Genomic DNA, 19834 nt, shown 5'->3' on the forward strand with positions numbered 1-19834 from the left:
TTTCTTGAACCAACAGCCTCTTCTTCCTTTGTGAATTGGGAAGATGAGGCTGTTGGGCGTTTTTTTGCTGTGCCTGCTGCTATAAAGTCTGTCCGCTGTCAACGGTAATGATCTGTCCGGTTAAGGCCTCCTGCACAACAACCGAGCAAATGAACCTGGCGATATCTTCCGCTGTGGCGATCTGCTGCAGTAGAAGATTGGGAGCCAGGCGCAGCATCTGCGCTTCCCGGCCGGTCCACCATCTCGTCGCGACGGCTCCCGGAGCCACAGCATTGACTCGGATCTCCGGTGAAAGCGCGCGGGCCAGTGACTTGGTAAGTCCATGTACAGCGGCTTTGGACACCGCATAAGGAAGAGAGGAGCCGGAGCCGGTATTTCCGGCAATGCTGCCGAGGTTGACAATGGCTCCATACTTGCTTTGCTTCATATAAGGAGCCACTGCCCGGGCGCAAAAGAACATTCCTTTGACGTTGACATCCAATAATTGATCCCAGACTTCTTCCGTAGCTGCATCGAGGTCATCCAGAGGGATGTGCTTTGTAATGCTGGCATTATTGATGAGCACATCCACACGGCCGAATGTTGCCGCGATTTGTTCAACCATCGCCCGGACTTCAACGTCCCGGGAAACATCGGCCTGTACCGCGATGGCCTGTCCGCCTTGATCAATGATCTGTTGAACGGTTTCTAGCGCTTCCTGTTCCGAACGGGAATAATTAACAGCTACAACAGCCCCGAGCCGTGCCAGCTCGAGGCTTGTGGCTCTGCCTATGCCGGTACCCCCGCCAGTTACGAGCGCCACTTTGTTTGTAAGCTCCATCTGCATCCACTCCTAGAATATCTTTTTGGGTTGATACAGACTATTTTATAGAGCATACTTGGTTTTGTATAATTGAACTAATTGAAGTGATGATTCATTATTATTGAATCGTGATGGGGGAATGAAAATGGATTTCAAGGCGCTGATTACCTTCCAGACGATCGTAAGCACAGGAAGCTTTAACCGTGCGGCGGAGGAGCTGAATTATGCCCAGTCGACGATTACAATGCAAATACAAAAGCTGGAATCACAGCTGGGGGTACAGTTGCTCGAGCGCGGCAAGGGGATTAGCTTAACGGAAGCCGGGCGGCTATTCCATGAACAGAGCCTGCTCATTGTGAAGGACATGGGACGGTTGCAGAGCAGTCTCGCGGAAATGAAATCTGGCGAGGCGGGGAGTGTCCGTCTGGGTGCAACCGATCCGACTGCCAGCTATCGGCTGCCTCGTCTTTTGCAGCAATTCATGAGCCTTTACCCCAAGATTGAAATCTCGGTAGATATCGCCGGAACACCGGCGCTTACTGAGCGGCTGCTCCGCGGGGAACTCGACATGGTGCTGTGTTCAGCACCGGAGCTGGGAAAGGAGCTGCACTTTGAGCCTCTGTTCACGGAGAAATTCGTGCTGTTAATGCCGGAGGACCATCCGCTCGCTGACCTGCCGGAGGTGACTCCAGATCATCTTCGCAGACATCGGCTGCTGATTACGGCCGTCAATTGCCCCTACCGCAAAAAATTGGAGAGCGTACTGCAGGAATTCGCCGGACCGCCGCTGAATACCATGGAAGTCGGCAGTATGACAGCGCTGAAATTCTACGTAGAGGCTGGTTTAGGTCTTGCGTTTGTCCCTGAGTCTACGCTTGCGCCCGTACCGGCGGGAACGGCAGTGCGGCAGCTGGCAGGAGGAACTGTAGACATGGCCTGCGGAATCGCCTGCAGAGTGGCTGATTATCCGCTCCGGTCGTCCAGCTTGAGACTGTATCAATTTCTGAAGCGGGAGCTGTCGTTACGCTAACTTTGCAACAAGACAAGACGAGACAAGATGAAACAAGACAAGACAAGATGAAACGAGACAAGATGAAACGAGACGAGAAGAGAAGAGGAAAGGTGAGATGAGATCAGATGAGTGGAGCGAAACTGGATTTGCAGCGGATTGTTGTGATTGGGCGGACCTTTGAGGAATATTTGCGGATGTTCAATTTGCAGCGTGAGGAGCTGGCCGGGCGGAAAATACTCGATTGTCCTGCGGGTGTTTGCTCTTTCACGGCTGCGGCGAATCAGCTCGGCGCTGAAGCCGTCGCCGCTGATATTGCCTACTGCCATTCTGCGGAAGTCCTGATGGAGAAGGGAATCAAGGATATTCAGCACGCTATGCTGCAGCTTGGGAAGGTGCAGCAGAATTTCCTGTGGAATGAGTTTAAATCCATCGAAGAGCTGAAGCAGGCAAGAACCGAAGCGTTAACAGCCAGCACCTTGGACAGACAACAGAATGAGGAGCGTTATATTTCGGCGGTGCTCCCGCAGCTGCCTTTTGCCGATCTAAGTTTTGAGCTTACATTATCCGCGCATCTTCTGTTCATGTATAGTGACCGTCTGGACTATGATTTTCATCTCCAGAGCCTGCAGGAGCTGATGCGAGTGACAAGTGAAGAAATCCGCATCTTCCCGCTGATCGATCTATCCGGCCGCAGATATGAAGAAATGGACCGTTTAATAGAATATATTCACACTCAGGGCTGGAATACAGAAGAGCTTAAAGTCTCCTATGAATTCCAAAAAGGCGCTAACAGCATGCTGCGGATGACGAGGACCAGAGGAATGCAGTCTGCATAGAACGCAACTTGAAAAGCAACCCATGGAACTGCCCGCATTGCTGTGAGGCAAAATTTCATTTCACATCAGTTGAGCGCTATTGCGGTAAAAGTACCCGCTAATTTTAGCTGTAACCCCTTTTTGTCATAATATAGGGAATTGTTACCGCTAACATGGAGATAAACCCCAATGTTCCCTTGTATCATAAAATTAGAGGGCGGGATTCCCGTTAGTTGTTCATTTCTTGGAATAAGGACTATATTAGCGGCAGCATTTCCCGTTAATGAGGGTAGGCATCAAAATGAAGCAAGGGTGCTCCCGCATAACACACATAAACCCCTATCATTGATTGTTCATCAACAATAGAGGTTTATGTTGTAAGCACTATACCCATGTTCTTCTCAGACTCCTTATCCTATCCTTTGTTCTCAGCCGGGTAGAAATCGTCCGAGGCGGCAGTGTATTTGCCTATCCTGACCGTTAAATCTTCTCTAATCATCCTCAGGTAACGATTGGATTGATGATCAACGTTTGAGCTTTAAGAAGCTCATACCATTTCGTTCCGGGATAAATTGAAAGCTTTAATGCCAGGATCAAAGATATAGTCTCAAGCTCAGGGATTACAGCTGCAAAAGATTGCTCACGGAGAGATTTTACCTGTCCGCATTAGCGTTCCTTCTAGCAGTGTATGGTTCCTTGAGTTGATGTCTATATTATAGCCTGATCCCCATAAGCAGTAAAAAGCCGTATCATTTGAATCTGGAACCATTATACATATAACCCTCTTGTAAGCGCTATTATCCTTGCTTATTCTTAGTTTTTTAACTAATATTCCATGGATAATTGCTGCTGCTCTTAATGTATAATTCACTTATGGCGTAGGAGTTAGGAAGAATGGAAGGAGTAGAGCATATATGAAGCTGTTTCAGATGAAGACGGCGCCGTTTGGGATTGAGCGGATGACGGAGTTTGTGCAGGACAATTATGTTTGCGCCGGATATCCCGGCATCGGTGATTTGGAACAGGCAAGCCGCGAAGAAATCGCCAGACGGCTGCATCAGACCTCTGCCTACTACGGGCCGGAACTGGAAAAGGCGCTGGACAGCCTGGACATCTTTGTACATACAATGCAGGACGGAGATTATGTATTGATCTCAGACGGGGAGTGGGCCTACCTTGGTGATCTGGGCGATTATTTCTATGAGGAAGCCTGTGACCATCCCGAAGATGGCCGTTGTCACCGGAGAGGTGTAACCTGGCTGAAGAGCTTGTATAGTGCAGAGCTGAATCCCATGATGGGTGAACTGCTGGCAGATGCCCTGCCAGTCTCGCAGTATATAGGAACACTGCCGCCTGAAAGGCTGGACCTGTGGCTTGCGGATGCGGGTCTTGGAAGCAGTGAGCAAACGAAACACACAGTAAAAGTTGATGAAGAGATAATTGCTGAAGCACTGTCTGTTCTCACGGCTGCGCTGCACAGTGAAGATGCCGAACGGCGGGAGCGGGCGGCTGCGGCCATTCTCCATTATGCGAAATGAAAGCTAAACAGAGGTGAAATTAAAGCGATTTCACTATATAATAGAGTGATGTTGTACGAAGCCTATTAAGTAAGATGCTGCTCTACAAAACTAAGCTGATGCTTCCCAAGCGAGTTTGTACGATGCTAGTCAAGGAAGCAGATGCTCACAAACTTTCAGGAGGTTCCAATGGCAATTCAATATTTTTCCGACGAACGCATCTTTCATCTTCAGAGCAAGGCAACCAGCTACGTGATTCAGTTGCTGCCTACCGGAGTTCCGGCACATGTATATTGGGGCAGAAAAATCCGTTCAACCGGTCTGTCCTCCATCCTACAGCGGGCTGAACGCTGCTCCTTCTCGCCAGCCCCATATCCTGAGGACATGTCTATCTCTTACGACACGATAGCACAGGAGTACCCGGTATATGGTGTGGGTGATTTTCGTCATCCAGCCTACCAGATCCAGGCTGAGAACGGAACTACGGCCTCCGAGGCGCTGTATGACAAACACCGCATTTACCGGGGAAAGCCTGCTCTTGAGGGGCTGCCAGCTACATATACAGAGCATGAAGAGGAAGCTGATACACTGGAGATCGAGCTGCTCGATCCTGTGGCCGGGCTGCGGATTATCCTCAGCCATACCGTATTTAATGAATTGAATGCCATTACCCGTTCTGTGCGGTTTGTCAATGAAGGCAGCCAGTCGCTGAGGCTGCTGCGTGGACTCAGCATGAGCGTGGATTTCCGTGACTCGAATTACGATATGCTTCATTTGTCCGGGTCCTGGGCGAGGGAGCGATATGTGGAACGCAGAGCGCTTGCTTCCGGCATGCAGGGTATCGAGAGCCGCCGGGGAGCGAGCAGCCATGCGCAGAATCCATTTATCGCCCTGCTGTCCAAAGGTGCGGATGAAGACCATGGCGAGGTATATGGCGTCAGCCTGGTTTACAGCGGCGGATTTAGCGCACAGGCTGAGGTTGAGCCGTACAAGACAACCCGCTTATCCATCGGGGTTAATCCTTTCGACTTCAACTGGCTGCTGGAGCAGGGACAGGCATTCCAGACTCCCGAAGCCGTACTGGTCTTCTCGGCGGATGGCATCGGTTCGATGTCACGGACCTATCATAAGCTGTACCGTACCCGGCTGAGCCGCGGCACCCACCGCGACCGTACCCGGCCAGTACTCGTCAATAACTGGGAAGCGACTTATTTCAATTTCACCGCTGACAAGATTGAAGATATCGCCCGTGCCGGCAGCGAGCTTGGACTGGAGCTGTTTGTGCTGGATGACGGCTGGTTCGGTCACCGCAATGATGACCGCAGCTCGCTGGGGGACTGGTTCGTGGACGCGAATAAGCTGCCGGAGGGATTGGATGATCTGGCCAAGCGTGTAAACGGGCTGGGCCTGCAATTTGGCCTCTGGTTCGAACCGGAGATGATTTCTCCGGACAGCGAACTGTACACCCGGCATCCCGATTGGTGCCTGCATGTGCCGGACCGCCGCAGAACAGAAGGACGGATGCAGCTTGTGCTCGATTTCTCCCGTGAGGATGTCTGCCAGGCGATCGGCGACAGGATAGCCGATGTGCTGCGCAGCGCGCCAATCTCCTATGTGAAATGGGATATGAACCGCAATATGACCGAAATTGGCTCCGCGCTGCTGCCGCCGGAAAGACAGCGTGAAACGGCGCACCGTTATATGCTCGGTCTTTATGGAGTGCTTGAACGGATTACCTCGGAGTTTCCGGATGTCCTGTTTGAGAGCTGCTCCGGCGGGGGAGGGCGCTTCGATCCGGGAATGCTCTATTATATGCCGCAGACCTGGACAAGCGATAATACCGATGCGATCAGCAGACTCAAAATCCAGTACGGAACAAGCATCGTCTATCCGCTCAGCTCCATGGGCAGCCATGTCTCGGCCGTGCCGAACCATCAGGTACACCGCAATACTTCTCTTGAACTGCGCGGACATGTCGCGATGTCAGGCAATTTCGGCTATGAGCTGGATCTGACAAAGTTTACGGAAGAAGAGAAGGAAACGGTAAAAGCACAGGTAGCGCTCTACAAGGAGCTGCGGCCGCTGGTGCAGTTCGGGGAGCAGTACAGACTGCTCAGCCCGTTTGAAGGCAACGAGACCGCATGGCTGATTGCAGCTGAAGATAAATCCGAGGCTGTCGTCGTATATGCCCGGACACTGGCTGAGCCTAATGATTCGCTGTATTATCTGCGCCTGAAAGGACTGGATCCCGAAGCGGATTATGAGTGGCTGGAAGGCGGAGGCGTGTACGGAGGAGATCATCTTATGTATGCGGGGCTGCCACTGCCGAATCTGCACGGTGATTTCCAGAGCGTGCTCTGGCGTTTCCGCAGAGTCTAGGATTTAACTGGTTATTATTATCACAAAAAGGCCTTGCCGCGATACTGCGGCAAGGCCTTTTTGCAGGTTGCAAGGGTCCATCTCAGAAGAATTCAACAAACTCATTTACCGGCTTGCGGTAGCCGCGCGGTCTGATCTTGCGTTTGTAGTCTTTGCCGATGGTAATCATCAGAGCCGGCACAAGATGGTCAGGGATATTTAGGGTGGCCTTGATGGCATCGGGATCAAAGCCGATCATCGGGCAGGTATCCCAGCCTTTATCCTTGGCAATCAGCATGAACTGCATGGCGGACAGGGCGGCGTTGCGAATGGCTTCATCACGCTGGAAAGCATCATTTCCTTCATAGGCATCGTTGATGGATTGAATGGTGTTGTCATATTCCTCCTGGCCCATAGCGCCAAGCAATTTCAGTCCGCTGTAAATTTCGGGTGCCTGCTGATAGGCAAGCTTATCTCCGAGCACAATAATAACGGCGGAAGCCGTATGGATTTTATATTGGTCATAAGCACCTCGGCGTATTTCCTCCTTCAGTGCCGGATCGCTGATCACCTTGTAATGTGTATGCTGCAAATTGGAGCTTGAAGGGGCGAGCCGGGTGAGAGAGAACATGTCCTCCAGCTCGTTTTGCGGGATCTTGATCCCTTCCACGAAATTCATAGCTGATCTGCGGGATTGCACCAAATCTGTAAAAGTACTCATGATAAATACCTCCAAATGGTTATAAATTAATAGTTAATAAATATCAATAACTTATGTAAATAAACCTACTTACTAATGGTTACTTACTTAAGATAGCACGGCAATTGGGAATCGTCAATGATGAATTACACTAAATCGTGAAATTAAGTTCAAATAGAAGATAATTAATAAAAACGACAGAAAAGAAGTGATTTTAATCACAAAATAAGGTTATAGAGGCAAAAAGATTGTGACGTTTATTACATAATAGGTGTTATAATAGACGCATGGGTTATTGAATTGACTATTATCAAGCGTTACAAGCTAATGCAGAGGAGAGTCCAACAATGTCAGAAACAATTACGCAAACCACTCCTGAACAGGAAGCACCGAAAGCCTCTTTAACCAAAGAGGATGTTCTGGATCAGCTTTTGAAGCCGGAAGTTCAGGAATCATTAACAACCTTGATAGAACAGCTGCCGCAGCTTACACAGCTTGTAGGTGTATTAACGAAGTCTATGGACTTTGTACAGTCGGTTGCATCCGATGAAGTACTCAAGAATGATACGGTGGGCGCTATTAAAGAAATTGCCGAGCCGGTAGTAGGTTCCGTCAAGAATATGGCGGCTACTGTGATCGAGGCGAAAGACCGGGCAAATGAAAGCAGCGAGACGATCAGCGTGTTCGGAATGATGAAGATGATTAAGGATCCGCAGGTTCAGAAGCTTCTCCGTTTTATGAATGCTTACCTGCAAGTCAGCGGCGAACGCAGCCAGCAGAAATAATTAATTCTAATCTCATACGTAAGGACGGAGGAAACATCATATGTCAAAACATATTGTTATTCTAGGAGCAGGTTACGGCGGATTGCTGAGTGCCTTGACAGTGCGCAAATATATGAGCAAGGCTGAGGCAAAGATCACAGTTGTCAACCAGTATCCAACCCACCAGATTATTACCGAATTGCATCGTCTTGCCGCAGGCAGCGTGGAAGAGAAAGCTGTTGCTATGCCGCTGGCGAAGCTTTTTGCCGGTAAAGACATTGATCTTAAAATTGCCAAAGTAAAATCCTTCTCCGTTGAAAGCAAACAAATTTCGCTCTCGGATGGCACGAATCTTACTTACGACGCCCTTGTTGCGGGCCTTGGCAGCACGACGGCTTATTTTGGAATTCCGGGACTTGAACAATACAGCATGGTATTGAAATCGGCTGCCGACGCCAATAAAATTCATGGGCATATCGAAGACCGGATCCGTGAGTACGCAAAAACCGGCAATGAAGCTGACGCGACGATTCTAATCGGCGGTGGCGGATTGACGGGTGTTGAGCTTGTAGGTGAAATTGCCGACGTGCTGCCGAAGCTCACCAAACGTTATGGGGTGGATCCAAAAGCGATCAAGCTGCTGCTCGTGGAAGCAGGTCCGAAGATTCTCCCGGTACTGCCCGATCACCTGATCGAACGCGCTACATCAAGTCTTGCTGCACGCGGCGTACAATTCCTGACTGGTCTAGCCGTTACCAATGTGGAGGGCAACACCATTGATCTGAAGGATAGTCAGAAAATTGTGGCCAACACGTTCGTATGGACCGGCGGTGTACAAGGAAATCCGCTGATCGGTGAATCCGGTCTTGAAGTTAACCGTGGACGTGCAACGGTAAATGAATTCCTGCAATCCACATCGCATCCTGATGTATTTGTTGCCGGTGACAGTGCCGTTGTATTTGCTCCGGACGGCCGTCCTTATCCGCCGACTGCACAAATCGCCTGGCAGATGGGTGAGCTGATCGGCTATAATCTGTATGCTTATCTGAACAATAAATCGTTGGATACCTTTAGCCCGGTCAATTCGGGCACACTCGCCAGCCTGGGCCGTAAAGACGGGGTTGCTATTATCGGCGGCAACTCAACGCCATTGAAGGGCTTGCCTGCAACGATGATGAAAGAAGCAAGCAACATCCGTTATTTGACGCATATCAAAGGTTTGTTCAGTCTGGCGTATTAATTTTAATTAGCCAGCTTTGCTGGAAGCCAGTTCATAGGATCCCCTTTTAGTTACCCGAAAACACCTGGTTTTTTCTTGAGGTGCGGGTGCTGGAAGGGGTTTTTTTTCTGTGCTGAATTGCATAGTTAATAACTGGAAATTAATTTAAACTAAATTTGTTTTGGGATGTATATTGAATACGTGTGGTAACAGGAGGCCGGTATGATGCTGTTTTATAGATACACACGAAAAAGCGCACCGGCGGTTATTTTCATCTCCGGCTTGGGAGACGGGGGTGATTCCTGGAGTGGGGTACAGGATCGGATAGCGGCGTTAACGACAACCCTCTCCTATGACAGGGCCGGAATCGGTGCAAGCACAGCAGCATCGGGTCCCCGTACTTGTGATGATCTGGTTCAGGAACTGCATAGGTTACTGTCCAAGCTGGCAGTGGAGCCGCCGTATATCTTGGTAGGACATTCTTTTGGCGGATTGGTCGCCAGACAGTTTGCCGCAAAATTTCGCTCCCGCACAGCGGGACTTGTTCTGGTGGATGGCGTACCGGAGTATAAGGAGCTTGCTTATGAGGAGGTTCTGCCCGTGCATTTGATCCCGGCGAACAGGGCTTATCTGGAGAATCCCCTGCTGAACAGCGAGAATATTGACAAGCTGGCGAGTTATAGGCAGATAGCTGAAACTGAGCTCCAATGGCCGGGTACTCACCCGATGTCGATTATTACAAGAGGGCTCCCTGATGAAGGAGAAGGAGATTGGCCGTCGACTGCAATCCTCGAGCTGGAGCAGAAGCTGCAGAGGGGATTCCTGCGGTGGTCTGCGGCTGGCCGCCAGAGGATCGCGGGAGGCAGCGGGCACTATATTCACCATGATGAGCCGGAGATTGTCATTGAAGAGATTACGGCAATGATTGCACAATGTACCGATAGACCTGAAGGGGTGGAAGAATGACGGATACAAGAAACGGGTTAAAGCTGGATTTGCAAAGAATCGAGGAGGAACACTATCAGCTGCGTGATGGTGAAGCGGCAGGAGATTACATCAGCCGGATGCTGGAGTATATCGGCGACCCGGACCCGGAGCGCTGCCCACGCGGCAGATGCACTGGATGAACTGGTGAAGTGCCCGGAGAGTGATGCGGCGGTGCAGCTGGAAGTCCTGGATGCGGTACAGGGTATGCTCCAGAACGGCACGTACATTTTCAATGAAGAAGAGGATGAGCGGATAGCCACTATCATCGACTCCATGGTATTCCATAGCCTGCTTCCGGAGGAACAGCTTGCCGGCTGGATTAGTGCTCTCGGGGAATGCGGCAGCCTGCCGAGGACCCGCAGTGTGGATATTAACCGGATCAATTGCAAAAATTTCCTCCGGGCTCTCTATTTCAGACGGGGCAGCCATATCCGTGGACAACAGCTTGAGGAGGCTTTCATGTCTGCCGAAATAAATATAAATAAGTTCACAATGCGAAGTGCGCTTTGAAATCCTGCCATAATTGAGGGTGTCCGGAGAAATTCTATTTGATATAATGGATTATGTTTATACCATTCAGTGGTTTTATAGGAGGATTTAAACATGGGATTTAAAGAAAACGATATCATTTTGTTCCAGGGTGACAGTATCACCGATTGCGGGCGCAATTATGAAGACGCTTCATCACTGGGCGTAGGTTATGCAATGATGGCCGCCGCACGTCTCGGGCTGCAGTATCCGGAGAAGAATCTGACGTTCATTAACCGGGGAATCAGCGGCAACCGCATTACGGATTTGCAGCAGCGCTGGGATAAGGATTGCCTGGACTTGAGGCCGACATGGGTGTCCATTTATATCGGGATTAATGATACCTGGCGCCGCTTTGACTCCGGCCAGGAAACTACTGCTGCCGAGTTTGAAGCCGCTTACCGTGATTTGATCGAGCGTACAATGAGTGCGCTGGATGCCAAGCTGGTGCTGATTGAGCCGTTCGTACTGCCTGTGCCGGAAGACCGCAAGAATTGGCGTCAGGATTTGGATCCCAAAATCCATGTTGTGCGTGAATTGGCACGTGAGTACGGGGCCCCGCTGGTTCCGCTCGACGGCCTGTTCGCTGCGGCTTCCGTTAAAGCGGAGCCGGCGTTCTGGGCAGGGGATGGCGTGCATCCTTCTTCGGCCGGACATGCCCTCATTGCCGAAGCCTGGCTGAAAGCGGTAGGAGCAATTAACTAGAACGCCTAATGATTTTGTTAAAGCTATCCCATCTGAGTGTGTTCAGAGACCGGTCCGTTATTTTATAGCGAACCGGTCTTTTTGATGCGCGGAGCTGAAAATTGGATGAGGCAGACCAATACACGGACATTTCACTCTGCACCTGAAGACTGTTATAATTGTAGGGTACATATTTACCGATACTTCATCTAACAAGCTCATGGCTAAGCCTGAATAAACGGAAGGAATTCTCAGAGCCACCGGGCGTCAGCACAAACCTCAAGATGAAGCTAGTGTTCGGAGAAGCGTATCAGGAATACATTATTTATGAAGAAGTTAACAATCTATACCGAAATAATAAATATCGAGTACATCTTATAGAGCGAGAGGAATGTTAAAAGAATGACGAGCGATACAGCAGAGGATTTGCAAGGTCTGAAAGCAGCCGGCAAGGTGGTAGGTTACACTATCGCCGAGATGAAGAAACATGTAAAACCAGGTATGACGACTGCCGAGCTTGATGCGGTGGGGGCGAAAATCCTGGAGCAATTTGGTGCAAAATCGGCTCCGAAGGTTACCTATAATTTTCCGGGCAGCACCTGTATCAGCATTAATGAAGAGGTGGCTCACGGCATTCCCGGCTCACGAGTCATTAACCCCGGTGATCTGATTAATATTGACGTATCTGCCGAGCTTAACGGTTATTACAGTGACTCCGGCGTTTCTTTTCAACTGCCGCCCTATAACGAGAAGCTTGTACATCTGTGCCGCAGCACGGAGGAAACCATGATGAGCGTAATCAATCATCTTCGAGCAGGCATGAAGGTGAATGAGATTGGCAGAGCGATGGAGAGTGAAGCCCGCAAACGCGGCTACAAAATCGTACGCAATTTATGCAGCCACGGCATCGGGAAATCACTGCATGAGAAGCCTTTCGAAATTCTCCCGTTTTATAATCCGCGGGTAACTACGGTGCTTAAAGAAAATCAGGTCATTACGATTGAGCCGTTCCTGTCTACCGGGGCTGACTTTGTAGAACAGCAGTCGGACGGGTGGACACTGAGTGTGAAGGACAATAGCCGGGTAGCACAGTATGAGCACACCATTATAATTACTAAGGGCAAACCGATCATTCTGACAAGCGCATAGAACCCTGCCGAGGGTAAGAGGAGCGAGCGATGTTGAAGATGGCCTTTATTCTTTTTGATGGAATTACTTTTCTCGATTTTGCCGGATTCTATGATGTTATCTACCGGCTGGGACAATTCGCCCCAGGTGAAGGGCTGGAATGGGATATTTGCGGTGTTGCGGAAGAAGTGACCGATGAGCTGGGGCTTACGGTCAAGATCGGCACAGTATTGCCGGATCTGTCGCAATATGATTTAGTCTTCCTGCCCGGCGGGATGGGAACGAGACGGCTCAGGACTGATGAGTCCTTTCTCTCTTGGCTGCGGGGAGCCGCCAATGTGCCTTATAAGGTTTCTGTATGCACAGGCTCACTCCTGCTGGGAGCCGCCGGATTTCTGGAGGGACGCAGTGCAACGACGCATCCCGCTGCGTACGATCTGCTGGCGCCCTATTGCGGCAGTGTGGTGAAGAGTCGGATTGTACAGGACGGCAGTATAATTACCGGTGGAGGGGTGTCTGCCTCCATTGATTTGGGGCTGCATGTCATGTCACTGCTTGCCGGTGAAGAGGCCATGCTCTCCGTGAAGAAGCAAATTGATTATCCTTATGTGATGCAGGGCATTGTACAGCAGCAATAAGCTGTGCAGGAAAACGGGGGAATTAGGATGACTGTAACTAAGACGGTGCCAGTGCCGATTCGGGAATGGATGGAGACGGAGGGGCAGTGGCCCCTGCTTGCCGGTTATATGCTGGACGGGAGCGGCCTGCCCGGACCACGGGCCAATCTGGAGCTGGCAGAGAGCTTCGCGATGTCTTTTGCCCGGCCTTCTGTAACGGAGACCTCATGGGCAATGCTTTCGTCATGGGCGCTTATTTCGGACCACGAGGCTGCTGCTAATGATCCCCGCGAGTTTCTGCCTTTTTGTGCTGTACAGGCCAGCTGCGCGCATTACGGGTATGCTGATGCAGTGCGGCGCACCCTGACAGAAGGCCTGCTGAAGACTGCCATGAATGATTCCAGATGGCGGCTGCGCGAGGCCGCGGCGATCGGTCTGCAGACCATTGGAGAATATGATTTTTCGCTTCTGCAGGGACTGCTGGATTCATGGAAAGCGGAGGCTACACTGCCGGAACAGCGCGCCTTTGTTGCCGCTTTAGCCCATCCGCCGCTGCTCAAGGAGCAGACCAATGCACGGTATAGTCTGGATCTGGCCGGCGGCATTATGGAAGGCATCCTCTCCTCTGAGCCGGGACAAGGCGATCGGGAGCATTATCGCGTGTTGTCCAAGGGTTTAGAATATAGTCTCAGTCTGTTTGTGGCCAGCGAGCCGGAAGCAGGTTTTGCTATGCTCCGCAGATTTGCACAGAGCGGCGATCCCCGGATGCTGAAGATTGTGAAGAGCAATCTGGGCAAAGCCCGGCTGAGTAAAAAATATCCTGACCAGGTTGCGGACCTCCTCACAGCATTGACAATGTGCTAAAATGTAACTATTATTGTTGCATCCAAAGCATTCTTTTGTTTAGGGCAATAAAGGAGAGATTTCCATGAACATCAGCACCCGGTTCGCGGTGGCTATTCATATTCTTACGTTAATCGACAGCAACAAGGAAGGCAAAAGCACCTCCGAATGGATCGCTGGCAGTGTCAATACCAACCCGGTGGTCATACGCAGAATTACAGGCATGCTGAACAAAGCGGGACTGGTTGATGTCCGTCCCGGTGTGGCCGGAGCCAAGCTGAACCGCACTGCAGCTGAGATCACGCTGCTGGAGATTTATCGGGCGGTTAATGCGGTGGAGGAAGATTCCTTATTCTCCGTGCATGAGCACCCGAATCCCGATTGTCCGGTTGGCAAGAACATCGCCGGTGCCATCGTGCCTGTATTCTCCCTTGCCCAGAAAGCGATGGAGAATGTGCTGCAGGAGGTTACCTTGGACCAGATTATAAATCAGATCCCTGTTTACTGAGCAGCGAAGGGGATTAAGAGTAATTTAAGTAAACTTTTAGCAAAAACTTATGTTTCTTTAAGGTTTCAGGAGTATATTAAAGATCTCCACCCCCCAGTGGATGCATTTTTGCTAGGAGCCTGCCGTGCCTCGGCAGGCTCCAATTTTTTTGGTTTGCTGCAATCCGAGGGTTCTACAAAATTCAGCAAACCTTTATTAAATTTTCATCCGGATTTAAGCTTTGCCGGTTATAGTAGTCACATGACCCCCTTATAATAGACCTTGACCCTGCCGGACGCTGGCAGGGTCACTTTTTTGTCCCTGTATAAGGAAATGGAGAGCGCGATAACATAGCAGGAGCTTTACACAATATTCCAAATGAATTAGACTGACACAAGACATGTGAAATGGAATGATTTTTGTGAAAGAGGATGGGATTTGAATGATGACCTTTCTGGCTGTGATTCTAGGCTTGGTAAGCCTCTTGGTATTTATGCTGATTATTAGAAAAGCGATAGATGATTCGAAAACTTCGCACAAACTGGATATTTTGATTCAGGAGATCAGGCTGCTGCGTAAAGAAATTAAGGAGAATAAGCATATTATTGATAAACGCCTGTAAAAGGGGGAGTTTTGCAATGATCTTATATCACAATCAGGAACTAAGCGTTAGACTGGTGGCTCCCGATGCGGAGCTGCTTGTGAAATGGCTTTCCGATCCGCTTCTGTTGGAGTATTATGAAGGCCGTGACCGTCCGCATACAATGGAGATGGTGCTGGAGCACTTTTATGAAGAGGAAGCCGGGGGAATCACGCGGGGGATTGTCTGCTATAAATCGCAGGATGTTGGATACATACAGTTCTATCCTATTGATGCTGAAGAGAAAGCGGAGTACGGGTATACGGATTTTGAAGGCAGAATTTACGGCATGGACCAGTTTATCGGCGAAACTGCATTCTGGAATCAAGGAATTGGTTCGCAGCTCGTGGGGGAGACAGTTAAATATCTTACCAAGTCGAAGCAGGCAGACAAAATTGTGATGGACCCGCAATGCTGGAATCACCGGGCGCTGAGAGTGTATGAGAAACTTGGTTTTGTGCGGAGGAAGCTGCTTGTAGAGCATGAATGGCATGAGGGAGAATTCAGGGACTGCTGGCTCATTGAATATGCGGGCAGTACGAAATAAGGGGATACTTTATGAAAAATAACCATCTATCTATACTGGGGGCCAGCCTTATTCTTGGTGTTTGTTTTATTGTCGGCTGCCTGGTCATCAGCCATGAAAAAGCGGGTAGCAGCGGAAATGCTTTGCAAGCCCAGAATACTCTGCTGCAGCAACAGGACAAGGCATTAATGACGCTTCAGGAGGCTGCATATTTTCTGGGGCTGGAAGAAGAGCAGGTGCTCAATATTATGAAAGCGGAAAATGCAATTCTGAGCAATAATGGACCTTTTACAAAAGCAAAGCTTCCTTATATTAAAATTGATGACGAGTTCTTGTTCACCAGGGAGGACTTATTGAACTGGATTCGGACAGCCACCGCAGAGAAGAGAGTATACAGCGGCATCAAATTGCTGAATTGATTAAGCAAGACAATAAGAATGGACCCAAACGGAGGAACTTCAGTGGAGAAAATTGCAATTATTTCTGATATTCATGGCAATGTACCGGCTCTTGAAGCGGTACTCGCGGATATACACGGGCGTAATATCACCCGGATTTTTTGTCTCGGAGACATTGTTGGCAAAGGACCTAGCTCAGACCTGGCAGTTGATCTGGTGAAGAAGCACTGCGAAGAAGTTGTGATGGGCAACTGGGATGAATTCATCGGCCGTCCCAGCGAAATCGCCGTTGTACAATGGCATCGGGAGCTGCTCGGCCAGGACCGCCTGAATTATCTGAACTCCCTGCCGTTCTCGATTGAATTCTGGATGAGCGGAAAGTTCATCCGTTTATTCCATGCCTCACCGCGGAGCTTAAATGAGCGGGTCCAGCCCTGGGATGATTACGAACAGCGTTTATCCCTGTTCCTATCCTCCGGATTGTGCAAGGAACCAATCATGGCGGATATAGCCGGATATGGGGATGTTCATAATGCGTACCTTCAGCATCTGGACGGAAGGACGTTGCTGAATGTAGGCAGTGTAGGGAATCCGCTCGATCTTACCCAGGCCTCGTATTTAGTTATGGAGGGAAGGTATCAAGATCGTGCATTGGCACCGTTAAATCTGCAATTCGTCAGAGTTCCCTACGATATCGAACTGGCTGTGCAGCAGGCACAGGAATCGCATATGCCTGACTTGGAACCCTATATTAAGGAGCTTAGAACTGCTGAATATAGAGGTAAGGGCGTGGATCACTAATGCTAAGCCAGACCTGACGGGTCTGGCTTTTCTTTTTGAAAGTAATTGACAAACTTATGGAGTGCAACTATACTAAAGTTAGTTAATATGTAACGGAAACAGTTACAAGTGTGAATTGCAAAAATGGAAGGTGTAAAGACTAAGCTGCAATAAGCGGCTTAACACGGACACCAGCATTTATTCAGGAGGAGATATTATGACGGCAACAGCGACATTGCATGAGGGTGTGCAAATTGGTTTAGTGCAGATAAGAGTAAGCAATTTGGAGCGTTCGCTCGCTTTTTACCAGAATGTTGTGGGACTGAAGATATTGCGCCAGACCGGTCGCGAGGTGGAGATGAGTGCAGACGGGCAGCATGTACTGCTCATCCTGCGGGAGATCGAAGGCGCGCAAATTCTGCGCCGGAATTCGGTAGCGGGCTTGTACCACTTCGCCATTCTCGTGCCTGACCGCCCCAGCCTGGGGCTCACGCTGCGCAATCTGATTGACTCTGGGATTCATATCGGCCAGGGAGATCATATGGTAAGTGAAGCACTATACATTCAGGATCCGGATAATAACGGAATTGAGCTGTACCGGGACCGGCCGCGTGATACATGGAAACGTGATGCAGAAGGGGATTATATTATGACTACGGACCCGGTAGATGCCGACGGTCTGCTGGCCGCTGCTGAAGGCTTAACCTGGAACGGCCTGCCTGCCGGCACCGTGATCGGACATGTGCATTTTCATGTAGGTGATCTTGACCAAGCGAAGAAATTTTATGTGGATGCATTGGGCTTTGAGCCAACAACCCATTATGGAGACTCGGCGCTGTTTATCTCGGCGGGAGGTTATCATCACCATATGGGCCTCAATATCTGGGCGGGGCAGGGTGCTCCGGCGGCTCCGTCTGATGCACCCGGCATCGATTATTTCACACTGCTGCTGTCAAGCAGACAGGAGCTGGCGGAAGTGTCTGAGCGTATGCGGGAGGCTGGTTATACAGTAACTGAGGCAGACGGCACCCTTTCGCTCAAAGATCCATGGAACATCGGTTTGAAGCTGATGGTGAACTCGCAATCGGAATAATTTGCTTGTCCATCTTCACTCATTCCCCTATAATAATTGGAAATGAATGAGTGAAAGGGTGTAGATTTTGCAGAAATTCAAAATGGCATACGTAATCCTTTGTCATAAAAATCCTGAGCAGATCAATTTGCTGATTGATCGTTTAAGTGATGAACATGTGGATTTTTTCCTGCATGTAGACAAGAAGAGCGGCATAGAAGAGCAAATTGTTCACCGTGAACATATTCATTTTGTAAAAGATCCTGTTGAAGTGCAGTGGGGACATTACAGCCAGATTGAATGCATTCTTAAAGGTTTTGAGCTGATTAAGCAGCAGGGTTACTATAATTATATTCATATCATAAGCGGGCAGGATTTGCCCCTTGTCTCCAATGGAACGATTGTGGAGTTCTTCCAGAAGAACGAGGGGAAGGAATTTGTGAAGTATTTGCAATTGCCTAATGAAGCGGAGATGTGGGGCTGCTACTATCGGGTTTCTGTCTATTATCCAAAATTTCTTGTATCGCGGGTAAAAGCAGTCTCCGAGGTACGCAACCGGTACATTAATCTGGTGATGTCGGTGCCTTGGCTTAAGCGGAGTCTGAAGCATCTCCCGGATAAACTATATAAAGGCTCAAACTGGATGTCGATTACCGGTGAGTGCATGGAGTATATTCTGGAATTCACCCGTACTTCTCCAGGTTACATCCGTTTGTTCAAGAACTCATTCTGCGGTGACGAAATATTCTTTCATTCGATTATTTTGAACAGTCCGTTTAAGGATAATGTAGTGAATGAAATCAAACGTTACACAGACTGGGAGACCGGACCGGAGTTCCCAAGAACGCTCAGGGCGGTGGATTACGAACGAATCCGCACACAAGGACAGGGAAGCTTCTGGGGCCGCAAGTTTGACTTGGACGTAGACCGCAGTATTGTCGAGGATCTTCTGCAAAAGGGTTGAACCTTAGGACCACTGGGTCAAAAGCTCTTCAATCCTGATTCGATTACCGGGGCGGACGGGATTTCAGCAGGAGGCAAGGCCGGATCTACCGGCCTTGCCTCCTGCTTGTTCTGCATCCAGTTACGCTTCCCCCTGTGACAACGCGGCGATCCGGCGGCCCGCATCACCGCGGTACAATCCTCCGTGATAGCAAATCACCTGCCGGATCTCCAAATCGGCGAATTTCTGCAAAGAAGCAAGTGCGGTAGCCATGTCGGGTGTCGCCGCAGCATCTGGCCCGTACAGTTCTCCGCCGCGCACCGTGAGGGCATCAGCCGCAATCAGTGTGCAGCTAACCTGATGATACAGGCTCAGATGCCCGGGGCTGTGGCCGGGCGTATGGATCACAGTGATTCCCCCGCCACAAGGAAGCCGTTCCCCGCCAATGAGCGTTTGGTCGACCCTTCCTTTTGGTGGATGGGCAAGCACGGAGAGAAAGGCATGCCGCCATTCTTCCGGCACTGTAGGCGGCAGCATGGCTTCGGCGGCAGCCAGCGCTTCCGGCGTATGCTTGAGCAGCATTTTATCGCCCTCAATATAGGGCTTCTCAATTTCGTGCGCCAGTACGGTCAGCTCGGTTTCAGCCTGCTCCAGCAGAGCGGGCAGGCTCCCGATATGATCGAGATCCTGATGGGTAATCAGGATAGTGCGCAGCTGATTCCAGGGTACAGAGGCTTCTTCCATAGCCACCCTAAATGTGGACAGCAGCCCCGGGTAACCAGTATCTACGAGAGTGGCGGCTTGTCCGTCCCAAAGCAGGGTGGGGTAAATCGTTTCTGTTCCGCCCATAACTTGAACGGAAATCTCAAGCATGTCTATTCCTTTGGCGATATGCATAATGTTCCTCCTAAAAAGTTAGTGAGCCCGTGCTCCCATGCTTGATAAGATTCATGCTGTGAGGCTAATGCATATCATACTGAAAACAGAAATATAGCGCAATATAAAAATAAAATA

Annotated in this window: 23 protein-coding genes; 20 read left to right on the top strand and 3 right to left on the bottom strand. The window is 49.9% G+C overall.

Annotated features, from left to right (window positions below; translation table 11 throughout):
• Window positions 1-79: 79 nt before the first annotated feature.
• On the bottom strand, window positions 80-820 hold the full coding sequence (locus tag NSS79_RS13340) for an SDR family NAD(P)-dependent oxidoreductase (RefSeq protein ID WP_342439709.1): 741 nt from the start codon (window positions 818-820) through the stop codon (window positions 80-82).
• A 127-nt stretch (window positions 821-947) separates the two neighbouring features.
• Here NSS79_RS13340 and NSS79_RS13345 point away from each other — a divergent pair, with 127 nt between their 5' ends.
• The 4 genes from NSS79_RS13345 (at window position 948) to NSS79_RS13360 (ending at window position 6525) form a co-directional block, all read left to right on the top strand.
• Complete coding sequence (locus NSS79_RS13345) at window positions 948-1832, top strand: LysR family transcriptional regulator (protein WP_342439710.1); 885 nt, start codon at window positions 948-950, stop codon at window positions 1830-1832.
• Window positions 1833-1939: 107 nt separating this feature from the next.
• Window positions 1940-2650 carry an SAM-dependent methyltransferase gene (locus tag NSS79_RS13350; protein ID WP_342439711.1) on the top strand — a complete coding sequence of 237 codons (711 nt, stop codon included), beginning with the start codon at window positions 1940-1942 and terminating at the stop codon, window positions 2648-2650.
• An 893-nt stretch (window positions 2651-3543) separates the two neighbouring features.
• On the top strand, window positions 3544-4167 hold the full coding sequence (locus NSS79_RS13355; protein WP_342439712.1) for a hypothetical protein: 624 nt from the start codon (window positions 3544-3546) through the stop codon (window positions 4165-4167).
• 168 nt (window positions 4168-4335) lie between these two features.
• On the top strand, window positions 4336-6525 hold the full coding sequence (locus NSS79_RS13360) for an alpha-galactosidase (protein WP_342439713.1): 2190 nt from the start codon (window positions 4336-4338) through the stop codon (window positions 6523-6525).
• A gap of 82 nt (window positions 6526-6607) precedes the next feature.
• Here NSS79_RS13360 and NSS79_RS13365 read toward each other — a convergent pair whose 3' ends face one another.
• Window positions 6608-7225 (bottom strand): nitroreductase family protein, encoded by a 618-nt coding sequence (locus tag NSS79_RS13365; RefSeq protein WP_342439714.1) that lies wholly within the window; start codon window positions 7223-7225, stop codon window positions 6608-6610.
• A 326-nt stretch (window positions 7226-7551) separates the two neighbouring features.
• Between NSS79_RS13365 and NSS79_RS13370 the strand changes: the two genes are divergently transcribed.
• The 16 genes from NSS79_RS13370 to NSS79_RS13445 all read left to right on the top strand — a co-directional run bounded on the left by NSS79_RS13370 (window position 7552) and on the right by NSS79_RS13445 (window position 18841).
• Window positions 7552-7989, top strand: a complete 438-nt coding sequence (locus NSS79_RS13370; RefSeq protein ID WP_038590287.1) for a DUF1641 domain-containing protein — start codon at window positions 7552-7554, stop codon at window positions 7987-7989.
• A gap of 40 nt (window positions 7990-8029) precedes the next feature.
• On the top strand, window positions 8030-9208 hold the full coding sequence (locus NSS79_RS13375; RefSeq protein WP_342439715.1) for an NAD(P)/FAD-dependent oxidoreductase: 1179 nt from the start codon (window positions 8030-8032) through the stop codon (window positions 9206-9208).
• Window positions 9209-9409: 201 nt separating this feature from the next.
• Entirely contained in the window at window positions 9410-10153 is a 744-nt protein-coding gene (locus NSS79_RS13380; RefSeq protein WP_342439716.1) for an alpha/beta hydrolase, read from the top strand.
• The gene (locus tag NSS79_RS13385) at window positions 10150-10314 is read left to right on the top strand and encodes a hypothetical protein (RefSeq protein ID WP_342439717.1); all 165 of its coding nucleotides are present in this window, start codon (window positions 10150-10152) and stop codon (window positions 10312-10314) included. Before NSS79_RS13380 ends, NSS79_RS13385 begins: the two co-directional genes overlap by 4 nt.
• 4 nt (window positions 10315-10318) lie before the next feature.
• Entirely contained in the window at window positions 10319-10684 is a 366-nt protein-coding gene (locus tag NSS79_RS13390) for a DUF2785 domain-containing protein (protein WP_342439718.1), read from the top strand.
• 93 nt (window positions 10685-10777) lie between these two features.
• Window positions 10778-11407, top strand: a complete 630-nt coding sequence (locus tag NSS79_RS13395; protein WP_342439719.1) for an SGNH/GDSL hydrolase family protein — start codon at window positions 10778-10780, stop codon at window positions 11405-11407.
• Between the two features lie 381 nt (window positions 11408-11788).
• Entirely contained in the window at window positions 11789-12535 is a 747-nt protein-coding gene (gene map / locus NSS79_RS13400) for a type I methionyl aminopeptidase (protein ID WP_342439720.1), read from the top strand.
• Window positions 12536-12567: 32 nt separating this feature from the next.
• Window positions 12568-13152: a DJ-1/PfpI family protein gene (locus NSS79_RS13405; RefSeq protein WP_076112184.1), complete on the top strand. Its 585-nt coding sequence runs from the start codon at window positions 12568-12570 to the stop codon at window positions 13150-13152.
• Between the two features lie 27 nt (window positions 13153-13179).
• Window positions 13180-13995, top strand: a complete 816-nt coding sequence (locus NSS79_RS13410) for a hypothetical protein (protein WP_076112138.1) — start codon at window positions 13180-13182, stop codon at window positions 13993-13995.
• 64 nt (window positions 13996-14059) lie between these two features.
• Entirely contained in the window at window positions 14060-14482 is a 423-nt protein-coding gene (locus NSS79_RS13415) for an Rrf2 family transcriptional regulator (RefSeq protein WP_038590310.1), read from the top strand.
• A 421-nt stretch (window positions 14483-14903) separates the two neighbouring features.
• On the top strand, window positions 14904-15083 hold the full coding sequence (locus NSS79_RS13420; RefSeq protein ID WP_076112136.1) for a hypothetical protein: 180 nt from the start codon (window positions 14904-14906) through the stop codon (window positions 15081-15083).
• Between the two features lie 16 nt (window positions 15084-15099).
• Window positions 15100-15648 carry a GNAT family N-acetyltransferase gene (locus tag NSS79_RS13425; protein ID WP_342439721.1) on the top strand — a complete coding sequence of 183 codons (549 nt, stop codon included), beginning with the start codon at window positions 15100-15102 and terminating at the stop codon, window positions 15646-15648.
• Between the two features lie 11 nt (window positions 15649-15659).
• A complete protein-coding gene (locus NSS79_RS13430; protein ID WP_342439722.1) occupies window positions 15660-16046 on the top strand; it encodes a hypothetical protein in 387 nt (128 codons plus the stop codon).
• A 42-nt stretch (window positions 16047-16088) separates the two neighbouring features.
• Window positions 16089-16826: a metallophosphoesterase family protein gene (locus NSS79_RS13435; RefSeq protein WP_076112130.1), complete on the top strand. Its 738-nt coding sequence runs from the start codon at window positions 16089-16091 to the stop codon at window positions 16824-16826.
• A 196-nt stretch (window positions 16827-17022) separates the two neighbouring features.
• Window positions 17023-17898 carry a VOC family protein gene (locus tag NSS79_RS13440; protein WP_342439723.1) on the top strand — a complete coding sequence of 292 codons (876 nt, stop codon included), beginning with the start codon at window positions 17023-17025 and terminating at the stop codon, window positions 17896-17898.
• Window positions 17899-17965: 67 nt separating this feature from the next.
• Window positions 17966-18841 (top strand): beta-1,6-N-acetylglucosaminyltransferase, encoded by an 876-nt coding sequence (locus NSS79_RS13445; RefSeq protein WP_083675740.1) that lies wholly within the window; start codon window positions 17966-17968, stop codon window positions 18839-18841.
• A 120-nt stretch (window positions 18842-18961) separates the two neighbouring features.
• On the opposite strand, the gene NSS79_RS13450 is transcribed toward NSS79_RS13445, so the two are convergent.
• A complete protein-coding gene (locus NSS79_RS13450) occupies window positions 18962-19717 on the bottom strand; it encodes an MBL fold metallo-hydrolase (protein ID WP_342439724.1) in 756 nt (251 codons plus the stop codon).
• Window positions 19718-19834: the final 117 nt, after the last annotated feature.

It is taken from the genome of Paenibacillus sp. FSL L8-0436 (assembly GCF_038593025.1).
Lineage (GTDB): Bacteria > Bacillota > Bacilli > Paenibacillales > Paenibacillaceae > Paenibacillus_AQ.